A 25575-nucleotide genomic window follows, 5' to 3' on the forward strand; every position below is an offset into this window, starting at 1 on the left:
TTAGTGACTAATGATATCCTTAAGATGATAGAGCAGATCATGCGCTTGTTTGGGCGTTAGGTTGTCAGGGTTGATGGCTGCCAGCGCGTCTTGTAAGATAAATAGCTGATTTTGCTGCGGAATATCTGCCGCTGCTTGCTCGTGGCTCAGAGGGCTGGCCTCTATCGTGGTCAGCGGTCTTTGATCGTCAAGCTGGCAATTATCCGTTCGCGACTTAGCTAAGTCGCTTTTGTCATCAACGCATTGGGTGTCATCAACGCTTTGAGTATTAGCCACCATTGTTGGATGATCGCGCAAGTAGCGTTTGGCATCATCAATCACCGATGGCGGAATACCGGCCATCTTGGCGACATGTAGTCCAAAGCTAGAGCTGGCCGCGCCATCACGGATTTGGTGCAGCAGTAGTAATTGCCCATCGATTTCACTGGCGGCGACATGGACGTTACGAATACCTTTATTTTGCGCAGCCAATTGTGTCAGCTCAAAGTAGTGGGTGGCAAACAGGGTCAAGCAGCCGATCTCAAGCAGCCTGTTGACACAAGCGTGGGCGATGGCCAGCCCGTCGGTGGTGGCGGTACCGCGGCCGACCTCATCCATGAGCACCAGTGACTTATCGGTCGCTTGGTTTAAGATATTGGCCGTCTCGATCATCTCGACCATAAAGGTAGACTTGCCGCCTGCCAGATCATCAGCCGAGCCAATACGGGTAAAGATGCGATCGATATCACCGATGCGCGCGCTGGCCGCTGGCACAAAGCTGCCACAGTGCGCGAGCAAGACAATAAGAGCGGTCTGGCGCATATAGGTGGATTTGCCGCCCATATTGGGGCCTGTGATCATCAGCAGGCGTGCAGGATGTCCTTCTTTAGTATTGGTACTGCCCAGCGCGCAGTCGTTGGCGACAAAGGCATGGGCGCGCGCAGGTTTGCTGGGGTGTTGGCTGAGGTTTTGGCTAAAAGTCTGCGTTGCGTCTCGCGCGGCTGGGCTGCTGGTATTGTCGGGGTTTAATGCCGCCTCGACCACCACGTGGCGGCCTTGCTGGATGTCGATACTGCTCTGGTCTATACGGGTTTGGCTGCTGTTTTTTAACAAGTTGCCATCGTTTGAATCTTTAGTCATAACTGGACGTTGCCAATTATAAAGGGTCGCAAGCTGCGCCCAGTTGCTGAGTACATCTATTTGGGCGATGGCGGCGCTTAGCTGCTGCAACTCGGCCAAATGACTACTGAGTATCGTCAGCAGCTCATGATACAGCTGTTTTTCGCGAGCCAGTGCTAAGCTTTGCGCGCTTAGGTATTCGGTTTCGACTTCCTTTAGCTCATCGGTGATAAAACGCTCACTACTCTTGAGCGTCTGCCGCCTGATGAAGTGCGCGGGTGCGTTTTTGGCTTGCATTTTGGGCAGCTCAAAATAAAAGCCGCTGACTTTATTAAACCCGACTTTTAGACTGGGTAGCTGGTTGTCCTGACGGGCGCGCGCGACCATCTCATCTAGTGTCACTTGGATGTTGTCATGCAGGTGTGTGAGGCGATCAAACTCGGCGTCATAGCCTGCTGCCAGCATACCGCCATCGCGGATATGAGCAGGCGGCTCTGGGATAATGGCACGCTCGATCAGCTCGGCGACGGATTGTACCGCAGGTAGCTGCGCGGGCAGTTGCTGCATGAGCATGGCCAGCAGTCCTGCCTGCTCGTGATGGATGCCTGCTTGCTCTAATAAGGTGCTCAGCTGCGCGCTGCTGTTGATACCGTCCACCAGTTTGCGCAAGTCTCGCGGTTTGGCACTCATCAGGCCGATGCGGCTGGTGATGCGCTCGATATCACCGATGGCACTTAGCGTATCGCGTATATGGCTGACCAATGAGGGACGCTGTAGTTGCGGACTATGCGGACTACCTTGCTTGCTGCTGTCAGCTGGGCTGTCTGCTTGCAAAAGTCTGTCTATGGCGTCTAGGCGCATATTGATACGCGCATGCTGGCGCAAGGGGCGTTTCATTTGCTGCACCAGCAGGCGACGTCCCATCGGCGTTTGGCAGTGATTGACGACCGAGATCAGCGATGTGCCGCTGCTACTGACTGGAGCAAACAGCTCAAGGTTTTGCTGGCTACCGGCATCGATGATCAAGTAATCATCGCTAAACTCGACGATAAGCTGATTGACCTGCGGCACGTGACGCTGCTGGGTTTGCTGCGCATAATGAATCAAGGCGGCACAGCTAGACTGGCTAAGCGGCGCGTCATGGATACCAAGTCCATCGAGACGCTGCACCCCAAACTGCTGACAAAGGGTGTCTGTGGCATGGTCGCGGTGAAAGTCATTGGCAGCTACCTCGATGATCGGGCAGTCAAGGTGTTGTCGCAGCCATAGCGGCCAGTCGGTATCAGTACTGCCAGTAGCATCGCTTAGTGCTTCGCTGATGATACATTCGCTAGGGGCGAAGCGGGCAAGCACCGTCAGCATCTGTGTTTGTAGGTCATCGTAGTCATCATGATTGGCGCTCAGGCTCTGAGTGGTCAAGGTGCCAGCGGCTAAGTCGAGCTGACTGACGGCGGCCTGTAGTGGCTGCTTGCTGTTTGCGCGCGGCTGGGCGATATCGATTGCCACCACGGTCGGCGTGTGGTTGGGCGCGATCAGTGCGTCATCCGTGATGGTGCCTGCGGTCAGCGTTTTGACTACCTCACGGCGCATGATACCAGTGGCCTTGCTACTCTTTTTTTGTTTATCGCCCATCGCCGATGGGGCGGATGAGGGGCTGGCGGCATCGGTTGATGCGTCGTCCATTTGCTCACAGACGACCACTGTCTGACCTGCCGCGATGAGCCGCGCCATGTAGCTGTCGGCGGCATGAAACGGCACACCTGCCATGGCAATGGTATTGCCTGCTTTGTCGGTGCCGCGGCGCGTGAGCGTGATGTCTAGTATTTGCGCGGCGCGCTTGGCATCATCAAAAAACAGCTCATAAAAATCACCCATCCGGTACAGCAGCAGCGCTTGTGGATAGTTGGCTTTCATGGTTAGATATTGCACCATCATCGGCGTGTGATCGGCCAGATGATAGACAGTATCGCCGATAAGTAGCTGATCGGCGTCCGCAGATTTGGCAGCGCTTGCCTTGGATAAAGGCTGCTTGGACGCGGTATCTGTTGTGGGCGCAGGATGGCTAATACGAGCGTGCGGGGCAGAGGTGTTGACGGTCATGCAGAGTCTCTTATGGTACTTAAATGGGTTTGCTTAGAAAGAATGCGTATTTTTTAGAAAAAATCAGGGATGCAGATTGGCAATTATTTGCTTTTATTAATATCACCAAACAGCTGTTAAATTAAGGGTATAGGCGCTATTTTAACACGTTCAGCGCTGTTTTTACGTCGGCAAATATCTGCTCACAGCCCTTGTATCCATCAGCGTCATAACCATATATAATGACGGCACACTTAATTGGGCGATACTTAGTTAGGCGCAGTATCATAAAATAGCGCGCAGTATTAGATGATACTGCGCCGAGTGACGACAGGCACCCAGCAGGGTGCAACGCTAGGCATTGGTTAATGCGCACTAATTATCGAATATTTCCATAGGTCAAAAAATTATGTTATCAAAGATTATAGGCAGTGTGGTTGGCACCAAAAATGACCGCGAACTAAAACGCATGCGCCGCGTGGTCAGTAAGATCAATGCACAAGAGGCTGAGATACAAGCCCTGTCTGATGAGCAATTACAACAAAAAACTGCCGAGTTTAAAGCGCGGCACCAAAACGGCGAGAGTTTGGATGCGCTATTGCCAGAAGCGTTTGCTGTCTGCCGTGAGGCGTCATGGCGCGTCAATGGCATGCGCCACTATGATGTGCAGCTAATCGGTGGTATCACCTTGCACGAAGGCAAAATCGCCGAGATGAAAACAGGTGAAGGTAAAACCCTCATGGGTACTTTGGCCATGTATCTAAACGCCATCAGCGGTAAAGGTGTGCATTTGGTCACGGTCAACGACTATCTTGCGGCGCGTGATGCGGAGCTAAACCGTCCGCTCTTTAACTTTTTGGGCATGACCGTCGGCGTGATTTACTCACAGCAGCCGCCACAAGAAAAAATCGACGCCTATCAAGCTGATATCACGTACGGTACCAACAACGAGTACGGTTTTGATTATTTGCGTGACAACATGGTGTTTAGCCTCGCTGAAAAAAAACAGCGCCCGCTGAATTTTTGTATTATCGATGAGATCGACTCAATCTTGATTGATGAAGCACGTACGCCGCTGATTATCTCAGGGCAAGCCGAAGACTCTTCACGCATGTATGCGCTGATTAACACCATCATTCCGCGGCTTAAGCGCTCAAAAGACGAAGAAGCCAATAAAAATAACGAAGATGAAGATTTTTGGATTGATGAAAAAAACCGTCAGATTGAGATTAGCGAAAAAGGCTATGAAAAAATCGAGCGTTTTTTAACAGAAGTCGGTGAGCTTGGCGAAAACGAGAGCTTGTATAGCCCAAGTCGTTTGCCGCTGCTCGCGCACGTCCAAGCCGCCATTCGCGCCCATCATGTGTTTGTCAAAAACGTCCACTATATCGTTGACGACGGTGAAATCATCATCGTCGATGAAAACACGGGCCGTACCATGCCCGGTCGCCGCTGGTCAGAGGGCCTGCACCAAGCGGTAGAAGCCAAAGAAAACGTCGAGATTCAGGCAGAAAACCAAACGCTTGCGACCACAACTTTTCAGAACTACTTCCGTCTTTATGACAAACTCTCTGGCATGACGGGCACGGCCGATACCGAAGCGGCGGAGTTTAAATCCACGTATGATTTAGATGTCATCGTGATTCCAACGCACGAGCCGATCGCCCGTATCGACATGGACGATCAGATTTTCTTGACCAAGCTTGGCAAATACAAGGGCATCATTCGCGAGATCAAAGAGATTCAGGCCAAAGGTGCGCCGGTACTGGTCGGTACAGCGACGATTGAGGCCAGTGAAGAATTGTCTTATCTGCTCGATCAAGAAGGCATCAAACACAACGTCCTAAACGCCAAACAGCATGAGCGTGAGGCAGAGATTATCGCGCAGGCAGGTAGCCCAAAAGCGGTGACCATCGCCACCAACATGGCAGGCCGTGGTACCGATATTATCTTGGGCGGTAACTGGCAGTCGTTTATCGAAGACATTGATGCGGTCAGCCCAGAAGAGATGGCACGCCTGAAAGCAGAATGGCAAGTTAAGCATGACCAAGTCGTGGCCGCTGGTGGCCTGCATATCATCGGCTCTGAGCGTCATGAGTCACGCCGTATCGATAATCAGCTACGTGGCCGTGCCGGTCGTCAAGGTGACCCTGGCATGTCGCGCTTCTTTTTATCATTAGAAGACGACTTGATGCGTATCTTCGCAGGCGACCGCGTGGTCAATATGATGCGCGCCATGGGACTAAAAGAAGACGAAGCCATCGAGCATAAGATAGTCTCAAAGTCGATCGAAAACGCGCAAGGTAAAGTCGAAAGCCGCGACTTTGATGCCCGTAAAAACCTACTCAAATACGATGACGTCGCCAATGAGCAGCGTAAAGTCATCTATAGTCAGCGCGATGATTTGCTCGCAGAGATGGACTTAAAAGAGGCCATCGAAGTCATGCATCATGAAGTCTACAATGCCCTGATTGATCAGTTTATTCCGCCAGGCTCTATCGATGATCAGTGGAATATCGACGGCCTAGAAGATGAGCTAGAGGATGAGTTTAAAATCTCGATGCCGATTAATGACTGGCTGGATGAAGACCGCCGCCTAGATGAAGAAGGCTTGCGTGCCAAAATCATCCAAACGGCATTGGAGCGTTATCATACTCGCCGCGAGCAGATGGGCGAAAAAGACGCCGCCCAGCTTGAGCGTCACCTTATGCTGCAAAGTCTGGACAAGCACTGGAAAGAGCACTTAACCCAGATGGACCAGTTACGCAAAGGTATCCATCTGCGCGGTTATGCACAAAAAAACCCAGAGCAAGAGTACAAGCGCGAGTCCTTTGAGCTGTTTCAGATGATGCTTGGTGCTATCAAGTCTGAGACCGTACAAGACTTATCACGCGTGCACATCCCGACCAAAGAAGAGTTAGAGGCGCTAGAGGCGCAGCAGCGTGAAAACGCCGCACAAATGCAGATGCAGTTTGAGCACAATGATGTCGATAACTTAGACAGCAACGCCGGTGCCGCGCAGCCACCAGCGCAAAACCGTAACCAAGCAGCGGGAGCGGTCGCCGCTGGTATGACGGCCGGTGCTGCAGGTGCGAATGCCAGTGCGAGCGCTGCTGGGGAAAACCCATACGCGGGTATGCATATCAGCCGTAACGCGCCTTGTCCTTGCGGCTCAGGCCTGAAGTACAAGCAGTGCCACGGTAAGATCTAAGCATAGCAAGTAATTTAAATGAGATGTTTACAGGCCCTTATCTTGCACAGATAGGGGTTTTTTTATGAAAAGGATTAGGACACCCAGAAAGACGTTAAGTGTCTTTTTTGGCTTGCAGACAGCCTTTAGAAGCAGGTATCAGGTATATACTCACTGTTTTTGTATGGATTGTTTACAAATTGCACATAGGCGTGCATTTAGGGACACGCTATAGTATTTAACATATTTGTATGGAGAGTGTGATGAACGTAGAATTATTAAAACAATTTCGAACCTCTGTCGTTTTAACAGGCTTATTGGCTGGTGTCATGACTGTCAGCGCTTGCCAAAAACAGCAAGAAACAGAGCCTAGCCTAGAAGAAAGCATCAGCGAAGAGCAGTCTGTACCGATGTCTGCTGAGCCTGCCGAGCCAAATGATATGGTAGTAGATGCGCCAGCTGATGAGGTGGCAGACGACACAGTCGCGATGGTCAATAGCGGTGTCACTCAGATGACCTATTCATGCTCGCCAGCACTAGAGGTAAAAGCAACTTATAAAGACGCTGATAACCAAGTGGTCATCGAAACTGCCAATGGCACTGCGACTTTGACCAAAACCAATGATGCGAGCAACCCAGAAGTTTTCAATCTCGATACCGCCATCGATGGTGGTGTAGGGTTTGTACAGTGGCGTGTGGCGCATACAGAGCGTGAGACAGGTATAATGCGTACCGCTGGTGCCGATGCCGATAATGTCAGCACTTATGAATGTAAAAAATCAGCCGAGCCTAGCGCCGATGAGTCAGCTGCCTAACCACGCCGTCGCGATTTTATCATTAGATAGCTAGCCAACTAAACAGCTAACCAGCAGTAAGAGTGAGTCTACAGCTAGACAACAGCTGATACCTTTATATGGTTATATTTAGATTTTACGACTAAGCATTGATTCGATACTGTACGCAAAAAGCAACGCTAACACAGCGTTGCTTTTTTTGTCGTCTTGCCTGATATTGTCTTTATGTCATCAGCTTACTTATCGTGGGCTTCTGATAAAGCTGCTATAGTTAATGCACTGTAAGATGCGCCTATCGGTTTTATTTTAAATTGGCTATATCATCACCGGCATTATGCTCATGAGCCAAAAACCCTTCTTCGGTGACATCAAGCTCTTCATGCTTTAGGGTCACCTGAATACTATCGGTATGGGTATGTGTGGTTTTATTGACATCAACTTCTTGAATGGCAAATGTCTCCTTGGTAATGGTGGCAACTTGGCGAGACAAGACGATCTCGAGCGGTGCTTCATCGATTTCAATCTGTTGGCCATTGACCGTCACCACCGCTTTGCTATCTAGCGCAGGCTCGACGTGACGCAAAATATCTTTATCATCGTACTGACCTGATAGTAAGTCCTGGCTTTCGGCATCGTGGTATTCAGTACGAATGGTAAGATACTCTTCTACCAGCTCTATCGGCACATCGATGGTTTTGGTGCGACGGTGCTTGGTCACTGTGACTTTGCCGACATCAAGACGCTCTTTGTTGACCACAGGGCGCTCTTCTAGCAGCTCTAAATGACCAACCTCTTGTGATAAGGGGTGCCGGTCAACTGCTGGATCTGTATCTTCGGCCATCTGCGTGGTGTCTTTGTGAAGAGGAGTGGCTGATGTAGAGATGCCATCGTCTTTCGATGGGTCGCGGTTGGAGTCGGTGACGGCATTAGGGTCAGTGGTCATTTTGATATCCTTATATTATGAAATACTATCAATGTCATGGAGCAAGATCGATGTGCTATTTGGTGAAAGCCAGAAAAAAGGCCAGAGACATGCTCTGGCCTTTATTTGCTAAGTGACGCTACCTCCTATCTTGTAGTGCAGCCGTACTTAGCTGTAAGTGGCGACTATGACTGGTGTGTTTATCATATTATTATAACCAATCAGGGAGTAGGCCAGTATAAGGCTGTTATGGATTACATACCGCGAGCACGGCGTACGTCTTCGGCAGTGATGTCGTCACGATTGACGATGTTGCCCTCACGGTCTACCACATTACCATCACGGTCGATGTCGAGCTCTTCGCGCTGAATGGTTTCGACGATCGTCTCAGTATGGCGCTCAGTCGTCTTACCGACGTTGACCTCTTCTGCCACATAAGTGTCTTTGCCCACACGTGCACGCTCTGCTTCTAGCTCGACTTCGATGGTTTCATTACCATCGACATCTCCGATGCGGCGATCTGTTGGACGATCGACATTGGTACGCTGGATGTTGGCATGCTCTTCTTCTAGCTCGACATCGACGTTGCGCTCTTCTGTGACCACATGTTTACCGACTTTGACCAGACCTGCTACGATACGATCTTTATTGACGGTTAGACGCTCTTCTAGTAGTTCTAGGGTGTTTGGTGCATCATAAGCATTGTCAGCAATTTCCATACGCTCAGCTTCTGGCACACTGTCTGCGACAAAGGCTTGACGGTCTTTTTCGTACTGCTCTTTATAGCTGTACTGATAATCGTGGTCATATACTTCCATTGCTTCGACTTGCGCTTCTGTTAAGCTATCGAAGAATACATCATCACCGACGATACGTGCCAGGCCTGCTGGGACAAGGACTTCTTTTGAGCTAAACCAGCCGCCTACATCTACGATCAAATAACGGATACGGCCCGTGGTGTCTTCTACCAGTGCGCCTTCGATTTTACCGATTTTTTCTTCATTAACACCATAGGCAGTTTTGCCTGTTGGATCATAATAGTCATCACCGATTAGGTCGCGGTGCGTGGCTTGGATGTCTTTTAAACGGATTAGCTGGCTCATTATTATCTTCCTTTTTTATGAGTTCATTATTGATTATTAAATTCTGTTTAAGACATTATCTTTGACAGTTAGGTAAAGATAATGGTTTAAACAATATTTACTTAGAAAAGTGTCTTGTATAAAGTTGCTATGGACACATCGTATTATTAACTTTTATACCTGCCAGTGTTAGCTTGGCAGTTGCTGCCTCAACTTGTAATTATCGTAACACCCTGATTTTAGATGAGATATATAAGCAAGGTAGCAAAGTGTGCGCTTGAGGTAATGGCGTGTAATAGGCTGTAAGTGGCATAACAGAGTAAGGGGTACAAGTTAACGCGTTTTTACACGATGTAATAATCTGGCTATTTTAAAAAATGACAAACACAAAAAAACCGCAGAGCATATCGCCATGCGGTTTTGATACATTCAAGAGCTTGATATATTAAAGAATAAGCAGCCTGACAGCTATTAGGGCTTATATTAATCTAGATATTGCCCCTATCATCAGGTAGCTGCTGATTAGGCAAGCTCGATGGCCACTGCCACGGCTTCGCCGCCACCGATACATAAGGTCGCCACGCCTTTTTTGCCGCCTGTACGCTTGAGTGAATTGATCAAAGTGACCAAGATACGCGCGCCAGAGCATCCAACTGGATGACCAAGAGCACAAGCGCCGCCTTCGACATTGACTTTGGCATGGTCGATATTTAGCTCATCCATCGCCGCCATCGTGACCATAGCAAAGGCTTCATTGATCTCCCAAAGATCGACATCAGCGATGGACCAGCCAGCATTAGCAAGGACTTTTTCGATAGCGCCAATCGGTGCAATGGTAAACTCGCTTGGATGACGAGAGTTAGACGCGGTGGCGATGATACGTGCTTGATAATCACGACCTTCTTCTTTGGCTTGTGATTCTTTCATCAACACGACTGCTGCTGCACCGTCTGAGATTGAGCTGGCGTTTGCAGCGGTGATGGTACCGCCTTTGGCAAATGCTGGCCGCAGGGTAGGGATGCGCTCGGCGTTGGCCAGACCTGGCTGCTCATCGGTATCGACCGTTTGCTCGCCCTTGCGGGTTTTAAAAGTAACGGGTTCGATCTCGTCTTTGAAGTGATCGTCTTTGATTGCTGTCAGCGCACGATTGAGCGATTCGATGGCAAACTCGTCCATTTGCTCGCGTGTATAGCCTTTTTCGTCAGCCATTTCTTGGGCAAACATGCCCATCAGCTTGCCCGTTTCTGCGTCTTCTAAACCGTCTAAAAACATATGGTCTTTGACTTCTTTGTGTCCCATACGGTAGCCTGCGCGCGCGCCTGGCATGATATAAGGAGCGTTGGTCATCGACTCCATACCACCTGCGACTGCGACCTTAAAGCTGCCCGCTTTGATGCCATCGTGAGCCTGCATGACTGCTTTTAGGCCTGAGCCGCACAGTTTATTGATAGTGACCGCGCCCGTCGCATCAGACAAGCCGGCGTTGCGCATCGCTTGACGGGCAGGACCCTGACCTAAGCCTGCTGTCAAAATACAGCCCATGATGACTTCGTCAATACTGTCGACATCGACACCTGAGCGCTCGACAGCGGCTTTGATCGCCGCCCCGCCAAGTTCGGTTGCGCTCACATCTTTTAGCGAGCCTTGAAAACCGCCCATAGGAGTACGGGCACCATTTAAAATCACAATTGCATCATTTGACATCGTTATTATTCCTTTTTACGTATTTAAATGAACGTGTGGCACTTTTTGGCCAAACGCTGACAGGCTAGCAGCTATCCATCTTGCTGTTGTTTACGCTAGCTCATCTAGGCGAATGCGTACTACTTTATCAGTAATTGTGTCTAGTTTTTCGATTTTTTCGATGGCCAGGTTCATGCGGCTCTCAACCACAGGTAGCGTCAAGATAATGACGGGCACCTGACCAACCTTGTGCGCCGGCTTTTGCAAAATCGCATCGATATTGATACCTGCATCGCTGAGAATACGCGTGATATCGGCCAGCACTCCTGGGTTATCATAAGCATGGACGCGCAAGTAGTAACCCGTGGTCATCTGCTCGGCGCGTAGGATCGGTGTGTCAGATAGTTGCTCAGGGATAAACGCGAGGTGCGGCACATGGTGACCGTTGTTGCTTTTATCGTCGGCATCCTTGCTACCTAACACACGTACCAAATCCATGACATCCGCCATCACCGCAGACGCGGTCGCACCAGCACCGGCACCATCACCGCAGTACAAGGTCTGCCCGAGTGGGTGTGAATTGACCAAAACTGCGTTTTTTACGCCATTGACATTGGCCAAAAGAGCGTCTTGCGGGATGAGGGTCGGATGGACACGCAGCTCGACACCAGTTGCAGCATCGTCGCCTGTGCCATCACGGCGCACCGCAAAGCCTAAATGTTTGATGCGATAGCCCAGCTCTTCGGCATAGTTGACGTCTTGTAAGGTGATACCTGTGATGCCTTCGCAATAGACCTTATCAAACTGTAGCGGGATACCAAAGGCGATAGAGGCCAGTAAGGCCAGCTTATGCGCCGCATCGATACCCTCGACATCGAAGGTTGGGTCGGCTTCGGCATATCCTAGCGCTTGGGCTTCGCTCAGTACATCAGCAAACGGACGACCCTTATCACGCATCTCTGTCATGATAAAGTTGCCCGTGCCGTTGATGATGCCGGCCAGCCACTCTACTTTATTGGCCGCCAAGGCTTCACGCATCACTTTGATGATTGGAATACCGCCTGCGACTGCTGCCTCGTATGCCACATGGACATGATGCTCTTCTGCAAAAGCAAAAATCTCATTGCCATGTTCGGCGAGCAAGGCTTTGTTTGCGGTGACCACATGCTTACCGTTTTTGATGGCATGCATGATGACTTCGCGGGCGAGCGTGGTACCGCCGATCACCTCGATCACGATGTCGACATTGTCGCTTGCCGCAATTGCCATCAAGTCACTGCTTTGCATAATATTGGGATCAATATCATCACGATGACGGCGCGTACCCACTTCGGTAATGGTAATGTCTTGGCCGCTGCGGCGCTTTAGCTCATCTAAATTGTCATTGATTAGATTGATCACGCCCGTTCCGACGGTGCCTAGACCAAGTATCGCTAGTTTGATGGAATGACTCACAGTATCCTCAAGAGGTTAAATATAAGACGCCCAGCATAACACTGCTATCAGATAAATGCGCTGGTCGTATCGAGCATACGGTGGGCGCAAATGTCGTTGTTGATAGGGTTATCAAGGCGTCATTATCGTTGAATAAAAAAGACTCACATTGATGTTTACACTACGGTTGTGTTACTGATGTTTTATGACACTTCATCGTATCATACCGACATGCAGTTGTGACGTCTACCCAAACTGACTGTCGCCAAAGTCAATGATATAAAAGCAGTGTGCTAGCTGGCGTCAATCGCTGTTTGTGCCAGCTGCTCAGCCGGCAGATAGCCACCGATTTGCTGGCCAGACTCCGTAAAGATAGCTGGCGTACCGCGCACGCCCAATCTTGCGCCTAATGCCATATGCGCTGCGACTGGGTTTTCGCAGCTGGGCGCTTGCACGTTGGCACCCATTTTTGCTTGGTTCATAGCGGCATGGCGATCTTGGCTGCACCAGATTGCCTCCATTTTGGGTACCGATGCTTGGCTACGAGGCCACGCCAAATAACGCACTTCGATACCGCGCGCATTGATATCAGCCATCTCTTCATGCAGCTTGGTGCAATAAGGGCAGTCGGCATCGGTAAACGAGTAGACCACCGCTTTGGTCTCACCCTTGGCTGGGTAAATAATCAGCTCGTCTTTATCGACCGCTTGCAATGCTTTTTGGGCGGTATTGGCCACCAATGCAGCACTGATATCGACCGGCGCGCCGTCACCGACCGCGATGATCTGACCTTGAATGATGTGCTTGCCCGACTTATCCGTAAAAAAAGACGGCAGCCCTTCAGCGGTCGCCCAATAGATACCGTCCATATCTGTCGGTACGGCTGAGAGGATAGTCTCCTCAATTCCCGAGGCTTTTAGGTTTTCTTGCAACGCGCTGACCACCGCTGCATCACTCTCTGCCGATACCGTCTTGGTATTTGCCTGAGTGCTATTGACCACGCCGGTGTTGCTGGTGGCATCGGCGGCATTGTTTGAGCAGCCAGCAGCAATGGCGACCAATAACGCCCCCATCATAAAGCGTGATAGGCGGGTTTTGCGAAATCCAATGACAGTGTGGGCTTTTTGGGTGATGGAGGATGACATATAGGTTTCCTGTAGGCATTGCGCCTAATCATAAATGCGTCGGCATAAAACAAATAAACGCTATCGCGTGCAGTATGGGGCAACGTGAGAAAAACGCCGCCATCATGCCAGACTGTGAACGTGGATATAGCGCTTATCAATAAGAGTTAAAAGGTTCAATACAAAGGGGTTTTTCTTTCAAACGAGAAGCGCCCCCACTTGATAATGCCGCTTATCTTAACATATTTATGATAAATAATAGCCATCGTTGAGCAGGTACAGCGATGGTCAGGTACGGCGATCTTATATACTTCTATGACGGCGCTTTCCTTGCGTGCTGTACCGCCGCCGACAGATACGGCGCTAAATAGACACCAGCAGAACGTGGCTCATAGTGTTTGCTATGTCCGTTTTATTTAGGGCTGATGATATCTAAAATGATGTCATCGCGGTGTTGAAAAACATAATGTTTATACACCTAAATTCAAAAAACAAGATACATTTGTACTATGTAATATCAAAGCTTGGCTAGTTACTATCAATGTTTAGCTACCGTGCTGAGTCACAACATCTGGTCATGATGTTTGATTGTGATGTTTAATCAGATATAGTTGATTCACTTTAAAAACGATACAGTGCAGCTGGTATGGATTTTGCGCAGCATCTGTCAGCGTAGACACAGCAAGCAAGGAAAATTTATACCAGTTGCACGTTCATATGAGCGTATCGATTTTATTTAGAACTGACTATAGTCTACTGCTAACGGCATTGTTTTTGCTAAAAAATTATATGAATTCTTTATATATGTCCCTTTAATAGTATTTATTTCAATCACTCACTTCAATGATTGCGCTAAGGAGCCCACATGGCAGGTGCCAGTTTATTAACCCTACTCGATGATATCAGTGTGATATTGGATGACGTCTCCGTCATGACCAAAGTTGCGGCCAAAAAAACCGCGGGGGTGCTGGGCGATGATTTGGCGCTAAACGCAGAGCAAGTCACGGGGGTCAAGGCCAACCGTGAGTTACCAGTGGTGTGGGCAGTCGCCAAAGGCTCTTTTGTCAATAAGCTAATATTAGTCCCAGCGGCACTTATTATTAGTGCTATTTACCCGCCTTTGGTGACATTTTTATTGATGTGTGGCGGGTTGTTTTTGGTTTATGAAGGTGCAGAAAAAGTCATTCATCGATTTTGGCCGCATGCTTTGCCGCATGATGAAGAGCAAAACGCTCGCCGGCAGGCCAATGCCGATGAAACCGTCGACTTAGTCGCTTTTGAAAAAGACAAAATCAAAGGGGCGATACGAACTGATTTTATCTTATCCGCTGAGATCATCGTGATTGCACTAGGGGCAACGGCAAGCGCTACCTTGTTAGAACGCAGTTTGGTATTGTCCATTTTGGCAATTGGTATTACCATCGGTATTTATGGATTGGTGGCTGGTATCGTCAAGATAGATGATGCTGGTTTGCATTTGATGGAGCAAGAAGGCAATTTTAAACAGAAACTTGGAAAAGTGATGTTTGCCGCTGCGCCAAAACTGATGAAGTTTCTCTCTATCGCCGGTACTTTAGCGATGTTTTTGGTCGGTGGTGGTATTTTGGTGCATGGCATTGGATTTTTGCATCACGGTGTCGAGGACATCGCCCATTTGACGGGTATCTTTGAGAGCGTGACCACCGCTATTTTAAATGGAGTCATCGGTTTTATTATCGGTGCTGTTATTGTTGGGATTTTTACTATCGTTGGCAAAATGCGCGACGACGATACAAAATCAGCGACGCACTAAGCTTGAATGAAAAGTGCTAAACAGATAACGCATTACTCAGCAAAGTGAAGCAAAATAAAAGCCCCGATAGTGAACTATCGGGGCTTTTGAGTATCTATGCTTGTACTGTATCTAATAATACAAGCGGTAATACAAGCGATTTAATAGTACAAGCGACGGTGATTAACTGTCCGCTTGTTTATCGGCATCCTCAGCGTCTGGTTTTTCAGCTGGTGTCGGCTTTTTGTGCTCAGTCTTTGGCTTACGACTGCGCGCCTTAGGAACCTTTGGTGTGGTCAAGTTAAACATGCCAGTCTGTGGCAATAACTGCTCGGCCACATTTTCAATCATGTTTTTATAACTGGCGATCGTGGTTTTGGACTTGGCCGCTTGGCTGTCTTCCTTTTCTGCGCCTTTGTCTGCGTCTTTAGACGGAGCCTCTGACTCAGATGTATCGCCTTGCTGAGCGACTTCGCTGTCAGACTCAGCCGTCTTTGTGCGAGTATCGTCATTGTCAACATGATCAGCTGATGAACTAGTAGCAGGCGCCACGTTTTCATCGGCTTTTAGCAGTTGCTCACTTTCAGTGCTGACATTGTCTGCCTGTGCTTGATTGGCTAGGGCAGTTGCATCGACATCATGAGCGTCCACCTCGTCTGCCTGATAATCAGGATGCTGACCACGGGGGTCATTGCTAGCACGTTTGCCGATCGCTCGCGGCGCGACCGCTGTTTTGCCTTGGGCGACAGCAAACTGACTAACGGCCTGAGTCATCGCCTCAAAGCGCGCCAGATAGTCTGTCGCCAATGGCTGGTAGCCATAGTTGCTAAAGTCAAAGTCTCGAGCCTGAGCGTCAGCAACTGGTTGCTGTGCTTGCGCGGTGTCAGCAGATTTTGCTTGCTGTGAGTGTGCTTCGATAAAGCAGCGGATTACACCGTCATTTTTTAGACGGCTCTCGGCATCGGTGAGTGCTTGACGCACAAAGTCACCAACGCTACCACGTATTGTTGGTACAGATGTTGCCGATTCTACCGCTGGCTGCTGAGTGGACTGTGCCTTCTGACGACGCACGACACGTGGGTCGTTACTGGCCTGTCCAAACTTCTGAGCGGTGACGTAACGATTGGCAAACAAGGCATCATGCGTGAGCAAGGGCGCTGCGCCAACGTCCACACCGGCTTTATCCGCAGTAGGACTGCTTTGGGCACTTATGCTCTGTGTGCCTTTGTCAGTGGCGTGCGTCTGTTTAGCAGCGCTGCTATTTGTATTGCCGGTATCACGGTCACCCGTGTTTGCCGCTGTGCCCTGCGCCTTGGTGGCAGCAGCGCTATCAGCTGGAGCGGGCTCTGAAGCTGGACGCGTAGTAGGGCTCTTCGCAGCTGACGGCTCATCGGCGGTCGGCTGTTTAGCAGTTGCCTGCTCGTTAGCGGTTACCGCTTTGCTGTGCGCCGCTTTATCACCGCTGGTATCTGCCTGCGCCGTAGTGCCATTTTTACCAGATTTATCTGCGCTTTGGCGATTTGCTGACTGTTTATCGGCAGGCGATTTTTGTGAATCGCTTTTGGCCGTAGTTGCTTGATCAGCGTTTGTTTTGCTCGCAGTATCGTTTGCTGTACTGTCATTTGCTGACTGTTGCTTGTCAGCAGATGAGCGTTTGGCAGAGGCCGGCTTACTATCATCTAAGGATAGATGCACCACTTCTGGCGATTTTAGCACTGCTGGGGCTTCGTTGACCTGCAGCATGACCTCGTTTGGGTCTTGGTTACGGCGCGTGTTCGCAGCGTGTTTGCTGGTGTTTGCGTCGCCATTTTTGCCAGAGGGCTGCTTGACGCTATCAGAGGTAAGCGTCTCACCGCGTTCTAGCTTGCCGCGTGAGCCGCGTTGGCTGTGCGACTTACGTTTATTGAGCGGCTGCTCGTCTGCTGCTTTACGCTCACTGGTGCTGCTATCTATATCAAGGCGCTCGCCAGTATCGCGGCCGTTATCTTGGCGGTTGTGGCGACTGCGCTCACTGCTACGTCTATTGTCTTGCTGACGTTTATTTGGCTGCTCGTTTGTGCTTTCGGCGGCATCGGAGCTGCTTTGGGTCTCAGCGCTTACGTTTTGGTTACTCTCGCTATTTTGCTCTTTGCGTTGACGCGGCTTAGCAGAGCGAGACTTACGTGATTTGCGTCTTCTTCTGTCGTCGCTGCTCTCTTCGTTTTTATTGTCTGAGCTGCGACGCGCTTGCTGACGGTTGGCGCTGTCTGATTTGCCATCGATCTGCTGCGCAGGGGCTTGCGAGTTTTGCTCGGTGCTCGCAGTACGGCTTTCGACACTCAGCGCGCTGTTATCGATTTGACCAAAAGCGCCTAAGCTTTGTGCGCCAGTGTTGACCAAGGCTTCGATTGCTTCGGCAGCATCACGGCTGCTCACGGTAGGCGTGGTCGATGCTTGCGGTGCCTGAGCAAACAGGTTGGATAGCCAAGCAACGGCTTGCGGCTGGGCGGTGGTCACACTCGCTGATGGCGTGGCTGCTGGTTGAGGCTTATCTGCTTGCGGCGTACGTGTCGCGGCCGCGGTGTTGGTGCTTTTACTTTGATGGCGGTCGCTTTGATGGCGTTCGCTTTGTTGCGCGCTGTTGTTTCGTGTTTGCGCAGGAGCGTTTGACGGTGTCTGGGCGCGGTTTTTGTTTTTCTGTGCTGCGCTTTTATCGCTGCTTTGGCGCGGCTGACGCGTTGGCTGCTGCTCAGGGCGTTCGTTGTCCGCCGTTTGCCAATCGACGTCGTAGCCAAGATCGCTATACTCTTGCTGCTGGGTGTCAGTGATACGCTCGTAACTGGATGGGGCAAAACCATCACGGTTAAAGTGCAGCTTAAAGTTTGGTGACTCAAGATGCGCGTGCGGCAAGATGGTGATACGTGTACCGCTGTCTTGCTCGAGATAAACCAAGCTGTCGCGTTTTTCGTTTAACAAAAACGCTGCAATATCGGTCGGTACTTCGGCCTGTACTTCACCTTGACGCTCTTTTAGGGCGATCTGCTCGATTTGACGCATGATTGACAATGACAATGAGCGCAAGTCGCGAATCATACCGTTACCATGACAGCGCGGGCAGATATAGCCTGTCGACTCTTCGAGTGAGGGACGCAAGCGCTGACGGCTCATCTCCATCAGGCCAAACTTGGAGATATCACCGAACTGTACGCGGGCGCGGTCGTATTTGGTGGCATCAACCAGACGTTTTTCGACTTCTTTTTGATGTTTATTGTCATTCATGTCAATAAAATCAATGACAATCAAGCCGCCCATATCACGTAGGCGTAGCTGACGGGCAATCTCGTCAGCGGCCTCTAGATTGGTGTGGTAGGCGGTTTCGGCGACGTCTGAGCCTTTGGTTGATTTAGCGGAGTTGATATCGATAGAGACCAGCGCTTCGGTTTGGTCAATGACGATAGAGCCACCTGAAGGCAAGCGCACTTCGCGCTGATAGGCCGTCTCGATTTGCTTTTCGATATTAAAGCGCGAAAACATCGGCTCGTAGTCAGTATATTTGCGCAGCTTTTCAGCCTGTTTTGGCATCACTGCATCGATAAAACCTGCCGCTTCGATATAGGCGTTCTCGTTATCGATCCAGATCTCAGCGATATCGTCACGCAGATAGTCACGCACGGCACGGGTGACCACGCCTGCTTCTTGATGCACCAAGCGCGGTGATGGGTATTTTTTATTCTGTTCTTGGATGGCTTGCCAGATGTTGAGCAAGTGATTGAGATCGTGCTGCAAGTCTTCTTGGGTTTTACCGATACCAGCGGTGCGGATGATGACACTCATGCCTTTTGGCAAGTCAAGATTGCCTAGCATGCGCTTCATGTCTTCACGTAGTTTGCCTGATATTTGACGTGAGATACCGCCGCCACGAGGGTTGTTGGGCATCAGTACCAAATAACGGCCAGCGAGTGATACATAAGTCGATAGGGCTGCGCCTTTGTTACCGCGCTCTTCTTTTTCGACCTGAACGATTAGCTCGTCGCCTTCTTTGATGAGCTTTTTGATGTTTTCATCACGTGGGTTGCCGCTTAGATACTCAGCAGAGATTTCACGAATCGGCAAAAAGCCCTGACGCTGTGAGCCGTATTCGACAAACACCGCTTCAAGCGATGGCTCGACACGGGTCACATGACCTTTATAAATGTTGGATTTTTTTTGTTCGCGGGTGCGGTTTTCTAGATCAAAATCATATAGATGGTTGCCTTTACAAAGGGCGACGCGAATTTCTTCGTTTTGAGTGGCGTTGATCAAAATGCGTTTCATATTTTATCCTATGAGTACGCATAACGACGACTAAGCTTGGACTTTAGGAGGTGCCGGCAAGTGCTGCAAATGGCGACATCGGCGGCAGATATGGTGACCGGAGAACATAAGCAATCAGCCTCAAGGGCTGCTTTACGGTGATCTAAAGAGGCCAGCAGTGTCAGACAAGCCATATCAAACAAGCTACGTCAAACCATGCAAATGCAGATTGCTCTAAACATCTATGCATCAGCGTCTTAGGTAAGTTTTTGGTCAGTGGCTTTTAGGGTCATTATGACCGCGCACTTTGTCAGAGTGGGCAAGCCTTAGCGACGGCTCTAAAAATACTGATCCTAAAAAAGGCGCTGTGTTGTTGCTATGCATCCTCAAAGTCTAGCAATAATCGCTGTCATCAATACTATTATAAAAAATAGCGCGATGCAGCATCTGTTAGATCAGGTAAAACAATGGGTCTTGCTTTATTTTTCGTTCTTTTGCGATTACGTCAATCATATCTTGGGCGTTTTGTTAGCTATGGTCGCATCAGTCATCGGCGGGGCGTACTTGGCAAACAGAGTAAATGACCGGCTTATCGGCACGGTTTATGTCTATGTCTTTATTGTCATCTGTTTGACCACCGATACTAAGGCGGCTATCGATATCTGTCTCGATGCTAAGGTAAAACGTCCCATACTTGCTCGGCTGCCTCACATAAAAGACGTTGATAATGTGTTATCAAAAACAGTCGTGATTATGCGGGTAGTAAATCAGTGTTATGGGGTAAATGGTCAATAAATAGGCGTTTTGCCAGCATTATTCACGCAATGGTATTTTGTGTCACTATCAGTTTTATCATACAAATAGCCATGCGGTAAAGAAACCTACTCTTATCAAAAAAGAAGCATTCATACCGCGTTTACAATTTATGGAGCGGTCTGAGAAGCGAGGTCTATAAAAACAGCTTTACTCAGTTTATGCACCCTAAAATCAGATGAGACGGCCCATCTTGGCAGAGGCATCGCTAACCGCGCTTGGCAATCACTCATAAAGCCGTGATTGGCACAATAGCGTTAAGCAATCTTTTGCAATAATGATTATTGCGCAGCTTCTGCTTAATTGGCGCTCAACATGCTAAACTATAGCAAATCTTTGTGTAAATACCTAACGAAAAATGACAAACTCAAAAACGACCGATGACGCGCCGATCCACGAAGCGCCTGCTATTTTCAATAGCAAAACACGCCCGCAAAGCGCTGACGACGAAATCAGCAACTTTGCCAGAGTCAATTATCTAGAGGTAACGCGCCATCAGCATGACCAGCGTTTGGATAATTTTTTGCTCAATCGCCTAAAGGGTCTGCCAAAATCGCACATCTACAAGATGATTCGCTCGGATGAAGTGCGTGTCAATAATAAACGCTGTAAAGCGCATGATAGAGTCCAGCGTGAAGACGTCGTGCGTATCGCGCCCATTCAGCTGGCGACGCGCGAAAAGCCCATTATCAGCACCGAGTTTGCCAATAGCTTGCTGGCACGAGTGGTGTATGAAGATGAGGGGATGTTGGTGCTAAACAAGCCTTCGGGCATTGCGGTGCATGGTGGTAGCGGGTTGGGCTTTGGTGTCATCGAGGCCATGCGTGAAGTCACTGGCAAAAAATATCTGGAGCTGGTGCACCGTATCGACAAAGATACCTCAGGCTTGCTGATGATCTCTAAAAAACGCTCAACGCTAAAAGCCTTGCAGCAGCATCTGGTGGATAAAACCATCCAAAAACACTATTTGTGTATCGCCAAAGGCCAGCCTGTGATGGGTGAGCAACGTATCGATGCGCCATTGTTACGCTATACGCTTGCTAATGGTGAGCGCCGTGTCAAGGTAGATAGCCAAGACCCGCAAGCCAAGGACAGCCAGACGGACATTATCATTCATGAACGTTTTATGCTGGCCGATCAGCCTGTGAGCTTGATTGAAGCCAAGCCGCTCACTGGGCGCACCCATCAGATTCGTGTACACTTAGCGCATATCGGTCATGCCATCTTGGGCGATGATAAATATAACGTGCACGACAAATCAGGCGTCCATCGTCTGTGCTTGCACGCGTGGCGTTTGGATATCCCAGGCTATAAGAGTATCACCGCGCCGCTACCAGAAGACATGGCCGACTGGCTGCCAGAGCAGAGCGCACTACCTGATTAGTATTGTCTCATTAGTGTTGTCCCATTCTCGCGTATGGTGACAGTGTGTCCATACTATTTGTGACTGTTCAACACGCGCTAAGGACGGACGATAAAGTCGAGTACGTGCGCTGAACGTCATGCCCGCTTATTTTTGATAAGTCGCCGTGACGTTTTTGTATTGACACTTGCCATTTATCGTCGTTATTCATAGTCGTTATTCATAAAAGCCATCAAGTCACACGTCAGTTTATCAAGTGTTAAAGGTCATCAAGTTTTAACAGTCATCAAGGTTTGTTTATGAATCCACAATCTGCTGCCAGTATTGCGATTGCCGAAGCCAGCTCTCACGTATCCAACCCGCATAATCTGGCCGATAAGACGCTGATTATTTTTGATTGGGACGGCACCTTGATGGATTCGGTAGGTTTAATCGTGGAGGCCATGCATGTGGCAGGGCAGGCGCACGGGTTTCAAACGACAGATAAGGCAGTGCAAGATATTATCGGTCTTAGCTTGATGAATGGTATTGATATTTTATATCCGCAGGCCAGCGATTTACAAAAGCAGGCCATTCAGCAAAGCTATGCTGAGTACTATATCGCCAATAGCCACCGTACGCCGCTGTTTGCTTCGATAGAAAACATGCTACAAACGCTACAGCGTCAAGGTAAGCAGCTGGCCGTCGCCACAGGCAAAAAACGAAAAGGTCTAGATCGGGTGCTTGCAGCTTCGAGCAGTCATCAGTATTTTGTGATGACCCGCTGTGCTGATGAAGCAGGCTCAAAACCTGATCCGCAGATGCTCATTGATATATTACAGGCTACTCAGCAGGGTATCGCCGACGCGGTTTTTGTCGGTGATAGCGTCTATGATATCGAGATGGCGACGCAGCTGGGCATGACTAGTATTGCGGTCAATTATGGTACAGCATCAGCGGCAGAGCTTGCCGCACAGCAGCCTACCTATCAGGTTGAGACGCCGCAAGCATTGATGGCGCTATTATGTGGCGAGGGCGTATCTTCAAGTCACTCGCTATAGTCAGTTGAAAATAAAACTGTTATATAAATTTAAACGCGCTACTGGTATAAATTTTACTTGCGTGCTGCGTTCCCAGAGGCTGCGCAAAATTCATCCCAGTAACGCTATGCGCTTTTTAGAGTGCATCGACTATAGTTATCTAAATGGGCTAAAAATGGCAAAACTTTGCCAACCATTGTCAAATAGCTGATCAATATCCCGATATTAACGGCGCTATTTTCCTTGTTTGACCGCAACTTATCTTATTTTTATCACCATCTTTGAAATAAAGACACGCCCTAGGACGCCGCTTTTCCACGTGGCGCCGCTTATTTAGTGCCGTCTTTTGCATCACTCCCTTCTACAGCTATCGTCGGCTCGCCATCTTGAGCGTCGGCAGACTCACTCAGGCTGGTTTCAATGATTTTATCGCCATCGAGCTGATACTCATACCATTTGCCCATCACGCCAGCCAGCTCCTCTAACCCTTCTTTGCGCAAGGCAGAAAACAGCTGAATGCTACAGTTTAACCCCAGTTTTTTTAGTCTTTTACGGGTATTGAGCAGGGCGTTTTTGGCGGCGCCGTATTTTAGCTTGTCCGCTTTGGTGAGCAAAATGTGTACGGGCAAATCTCCATCTTTGGCCCAATGCAGCATTTGCTCATCAAAAAACTTAAGCGGATGACGGATGTCTGTCATCAACACCAGCCCTGCAAGGCTTGAGCGCGATACCAAATATTCTTCTAGCTCAACCTGCCATTCTTTTTTCATCTCTAAAGGGACAGCGGCGTAGCCATAACCTGGTAAGTCGACCAGTCGTCTGTCACTATCACCGACGCTAAAAAAGTTGATCATTTGCGTACGACCAGGGGTTTTGGACGAGCGTGCCAGCTGGCGCTGGTTGGTCAGCGCATTGATGGCAGAGGATTTGCCCGCGTTTGAACGGCCTGCAAAAGCGACCTCTAAGCCCATATCGGCAGGACAAAGGCGAAAAGTCGGCGCTGACATCATAAAGGCGGTTTGTTGAATTCTTTGACGAGACTTAGTGTTAAATAAGGCTTGGTCGGTGGCGACATCGGTAAACGGGGTACTCATAAGTGACTCATTAATCTTAAAAAATTGGATACAGTGGTAAGGCGTTGCGTCGTTTAGACCAGTGAGAGGCGACAGTAGGGCATAAGCGTCACATAACGTTTATAGCAGTCGGCATGGCAGACGACTTGATAATTGCTTATTCTATACTATTCGTCCGCTTACTTATTGAAATAACGGCAATTAATATCATATAAATATCATAGGCCCTCATATATCGCAGGCTATCATGGTAGTAACACCAGTCATCATTAGGTTACCAAAGCCAAACTATATTTATCTGTATTTGCATGACATACATTGTTACAATATTTGCTAAGAGATAGTTAGCGACACACGTTTACTCAAAAAATAGACTAAACGAATGTCATATCCAAAGGAGGTGTTCAATGTCTTCAATCACCACACTTTTTGACCGTGCTCAGCGTTTACTCATAAGCGGCGCGGCGGCGCTCATCTTAAGCAGCACGATGATAACGGGCGCTGCTGCTGATATCGCAGCGACCTATAATAACTCATGTGCAGCCTGTCACGATAGTGGCGCACTCAATGCCATCAAAAAAGGCGACAGCGCCAAATGGCAGCAGCTCATCAAACAAAAGAGCATGCCGACCTTGATAAACTCAGTAAAAAGTGGCATGACGCAGATGCCAGCGGGCGGACTCTGTGACAGCTGCAGTGATGATGATTATCGTCAGCTGATCGAGTATATGAGCAAATAATCAGTAGAAAATCAATAAGTCATGCCATCTAAAGCGCTGGGTTTTATTGCCCGAAAGCGCTTTTATTTTTTTGCAAGCAGCATAATAAGCCAATTAGAAAAACTGGTAGATGTGACGATTAAGTAGGCAAATGCTACAAAGTCTTGCTATAATAATCGAAAATAAACCCTGATGTTAGTAAGTACTTTCAGATTGCTTGTGGCCAAGACCTTAAATTATATACTTGCCTCGCTGATTATAGGGCGGTCGGTATCAGGTATCTTATCAGTACAATCACTCTAAATAATGCTTACACCGAGTTAGTAGGATTTGTATCAATGAAAAAGTTAATCGCTGCTGCCAGCTTATGCGTTGCAAGTTTCAGCGTACAAGCTGCTATTATTGTTCCTGAGCATGACGTCGATGCAGGCAAGAAGATTGCAGAGACCGTCTGCGCTGCTTGTCACGGTGTTGATGGTGTTAGCGTTGTCCCTGCGCAGCCTAACTTGGGTGGCCAAAACGTAAAATACCTCTATAAGCAGTTGGTCGATTTTAAAACAGGCTATCGTAAAAACGGCATCATGCAATCGCAAGTCGCCAACTTATCTCAGCAAGACCTAGCCAATGTGGCAGGTTATTATGCCAGCCAAGCGCCTTGGGGTGTCGGTTTTGGTAACCCTGCGACCAACCAAGAAGCTACCAAACTCTATTTAGGCGGCGATAAGTCGCGCGGCGTGATCGGCTGTGCAGGCTGTCATGGTCCAGATGCCGCTGGTAACGAGTGGGCAGCATTTCCGCGCTTAGGTGGCCAGCATGCCGAGTATATCTCAACTCAGCTAAAACTGTTCCGCGCCGCAGGCCGCGCTGATGATATCGATAGCGATGAGCAAAAACGTATCAACGACGCTGCCAAAGAAGGCGAGATGGGTATGATGCAGACGGTAGCATCGAAGCTATCAGATCGTGATATTCGTATCCTATCAGACTACATTAGTGCCGTTCACTAATCTGTAGCAATCACGGCATAGACCACAGAGCGCGGTTGTCCGTTGATTTGCTGATGAGGGCCTGATAGCCAGTCGTTATTATGTGATAATGAAGCATTATTTAATGATTAAACCCCGATTTCGGGGTTTTTT

At 49.0% G+C, this 25575-nt stretch carries 16 protein-coding genes; 8 read left to right on the forward strand and 8 right to left on the reverse strand.

Features of this window, described 5'->3' with window-relative positions:
• Nucleotides 1–3198 (reverse strand): DNA mismatch repair protein MutS, encoded by a 3198-nt coding sequence (gene mutS, locus R0I52_RS02670; RefSeq protein WP_410524022.1) that lies wholly within the window; start codon nucleotides 3196–3198, stop codon nucleotides 1–3.
• Nucleotides 3199–3586: 388 nt separating this feature from the next.
• Between mutS and secA the strand changes: the two genes are divergently transcribed.
• A complete protein-coding gene (gene secA, locus R0I52_RS02675; RefSeq protein WP_317053040.1) occupies nucleotides 3587–6388 on the forward strand; it encodes a preprotein translocase subunit SecA in 2802 nt (933 codons plus the stop codon).
• A 242-nt stretch (nucleotides 6389–6630) separates the two neighbouring features.
• A complete protein-coding gene (locus R0I52_RS02680; RefSeq protein WP_317053041.1) occupies nucleotides 6631–7182 on the forward strand; it encodes a hypothetical protein in 552 nt (183 codons plus the stop codon).
• A 280-nt stretch (nucleotides 7183–7462) separates the two neighbouring features.
• Here the strand turns inward: R0I52_RS02680 and R0I52_RS02685 are convergent, their stop codons facing one another.
• The 5 genes from R0I52_RS02685 to R0I52_RS02705 form a co-directional block, all read right to left on the reverse strand.
• A complete protein-coding gene (locus tag R0I52_RS02685) occupies nucleotides 7463–8104 on the reverse strand; it encodes a YsnF/AvaK domain-containing protein (protein WP_317053042.1) in 642 nt (213 codons plus the stop codon).
• A gap of 233 nt (nucleotides 8105–8337) precedes the next feature.
• Nucleotides 8338–9186 carry a PRC and DUF2382 domain-containing protein gene (locus R0I52_RS02690; protein ID WP_317053043.1) on the reverse strand — a complete coding sequence of 283 codons (849 nt, stop codon included), beginning with the start codon at nucleotides 9184–9186 and terminating at the stop codon, nucleotides 8338–8340.
• A 501-nt stretch (nucleotides 9187–9687) separates the two neighbouring features.
• Entirely contained in the window at nucleotides 9688–10869 is a 1182-nt protein-coding gene (locus R0I52_RS02695) for a thiolase family protein (RefSeq protein ID WP_317053044.1), read from the reverse strand.
• A gap of 90 nt (nucleotides 10870–10959) precedes the next feature.
• Nucleotides 10960–12303 carry a homoserine dehydrogenase gene (locus R0I52_RS02700; RefSeq protein WP_207970161.1) on the reverse strand — a complete coding sequence of 448 codons (1344 nt, stop codon included), beginning with the start codon at nucleotides 12301–12303 and terminating at the stop codon, nucleotides 10960–10962.
• Nucleotides 12304–12575: 272 nt separating this feature from the next.
• The gene (locus R0I52_RS02705) at nucleotides 12576–13427 is read right to left on the reverse strand and encodes a DsbC family protein (protein ID WP_317053045.1); all 852 of its coding nucleotides are present in this window, start codon (nucleotides 13425–13427) and stop codon (nucleotides 12576–12578) included.
• Between the two features lie 844 nt (nucleotides 13428–14271).
• Here R0I52_RS02705 and R0I52_RS02710 point away from each other — a divergent pair.
• On the forward strand, nucleotides 14272–15198 hold the full coding sequence (locus R0I52_RS02710; protein ID WP_317053046.1) for a DUF808 domain-containing protein: 927 nt from the start codon (nucleotides 14272–14274) through the stop codon (nucleotides 15196–15198).
• A 162-nt stretch (nucleotides 15199–15360) separates the two neighbouring features.
• Here R0I52_RS02710 and R0I52_RS02715 read toward each other — a convergent pair whose 3' ends face one another.
• Entirely contained in the window at nucleotides 15361–19470 is a 4110-nt protein-coding gene (locus R0I52_RS02715; protein WP_317053047.1) for an Rne/Rng family ribonuclease, read from the reverse strand.
• Between the two features lie 513 nt (nucleotides 19471–19983).
• Between R0I52_RS02715 and R0I52_RS02720 the strand changes: the two genes are divergently transcribed.
• The 3 genes from R0I52_RS02720 to R0I52_RS02730 all read left to right on the forward strand — a co-directional run bounded on the left by R0I52_RS02720 (nucleotide 19984) and on the right by R0I52_RS02730 (nucleotide 22665).
• Nucleotides 19984–20244, forward strand: coding sequence for a hypothetical protein (locus R0I52_RS02720; protein ID WP_178377941.1), 261 nt, complete (start codon nucleotides 19984–19986; stop codon nucleotides 20242–20244).
• Nucleotides 20245–20620: 376 nt separating this feature from the next.
• Nucleotides 20621–21646, forward strand: a complete 1026-nt coding sequence (locus R0I52_RS02725) for an RluA family pseudouridine synthase (protein WP_317053048.1) — start codon at nucleotides 20621–20623, stop codon at nucleotides 21644–21646.
• Between the two features lie 278 nt (nucleotides 21647–21924).
• Nucleotides 21925–22665, forward strand: a complete 741-nt coding sequence (locus R0I52_RS02730; protein ID WP_317053049.1) for an HAD-IA family hydrolase — start codon at nucleotides 21925–21927, stop codon at nucleotides 22663–22665.
• Between the two features lie 308 nt (nucleotides 22666–22973).
• On the opposite strand, the gene yihA is transcribed toward R0I52_RS02730, so the two are convergent.
• A complete protein-coding gene (gene yihA / locus R0I52_RS02735) occupies nucleotides 22974–23738 on the reverse strand; it encodes a ribosome biogenesis GTP-binding protein YihA/YsxC (RefSeq protein ID WP_317053050.1) in 765 nt (254 codons plus the stop codon).
• A 386-nt stretch (nucleotides 23739–24124) separates the two neighbouring features.
• On the opposite strand from yihA, the gene R0I52_RS02740 reads away from it, so the two are divergent.
• Nucleotides 24125–24457 (forward strand): c-type cytochrome, encoded by a 333-nt coding sequence (locus R0I52_RS02740; protein ID WP_317053051.1) that lies wholly within the window; start codon nucleotides 24125–24127, stop codon nucleotides 24455–24457.
• A gap of 317 nt (nucleotides 24458–24774) precedes the next feature.
• Nucleotides 24775–25443 carry a c-type cytochrome gene (locus tag R0I52_RS02745; protein WP_317053052.1) on the forward strand — a complete coding sequence of 223 codons (669 nt, stop codon included), beginning with the start codon at nucleotides 24775–24777 and terminating at the stop codon, nucleotides 25441–25443.
• Nucleotides 25444–25575 lie beyond the last annotated feature (132 nt).

It is taken from the genome of Psychrobacter sp. CAM01 (assembly GCF_032842965.1).
GTDB classification, from domain to species: domain Bacteria; phylum Pseudomonadota; class Gammaproteobacteria; order Pseudomonadales; family Moraxellaceae; genus Psychrobacter; species Psychrobacter celer.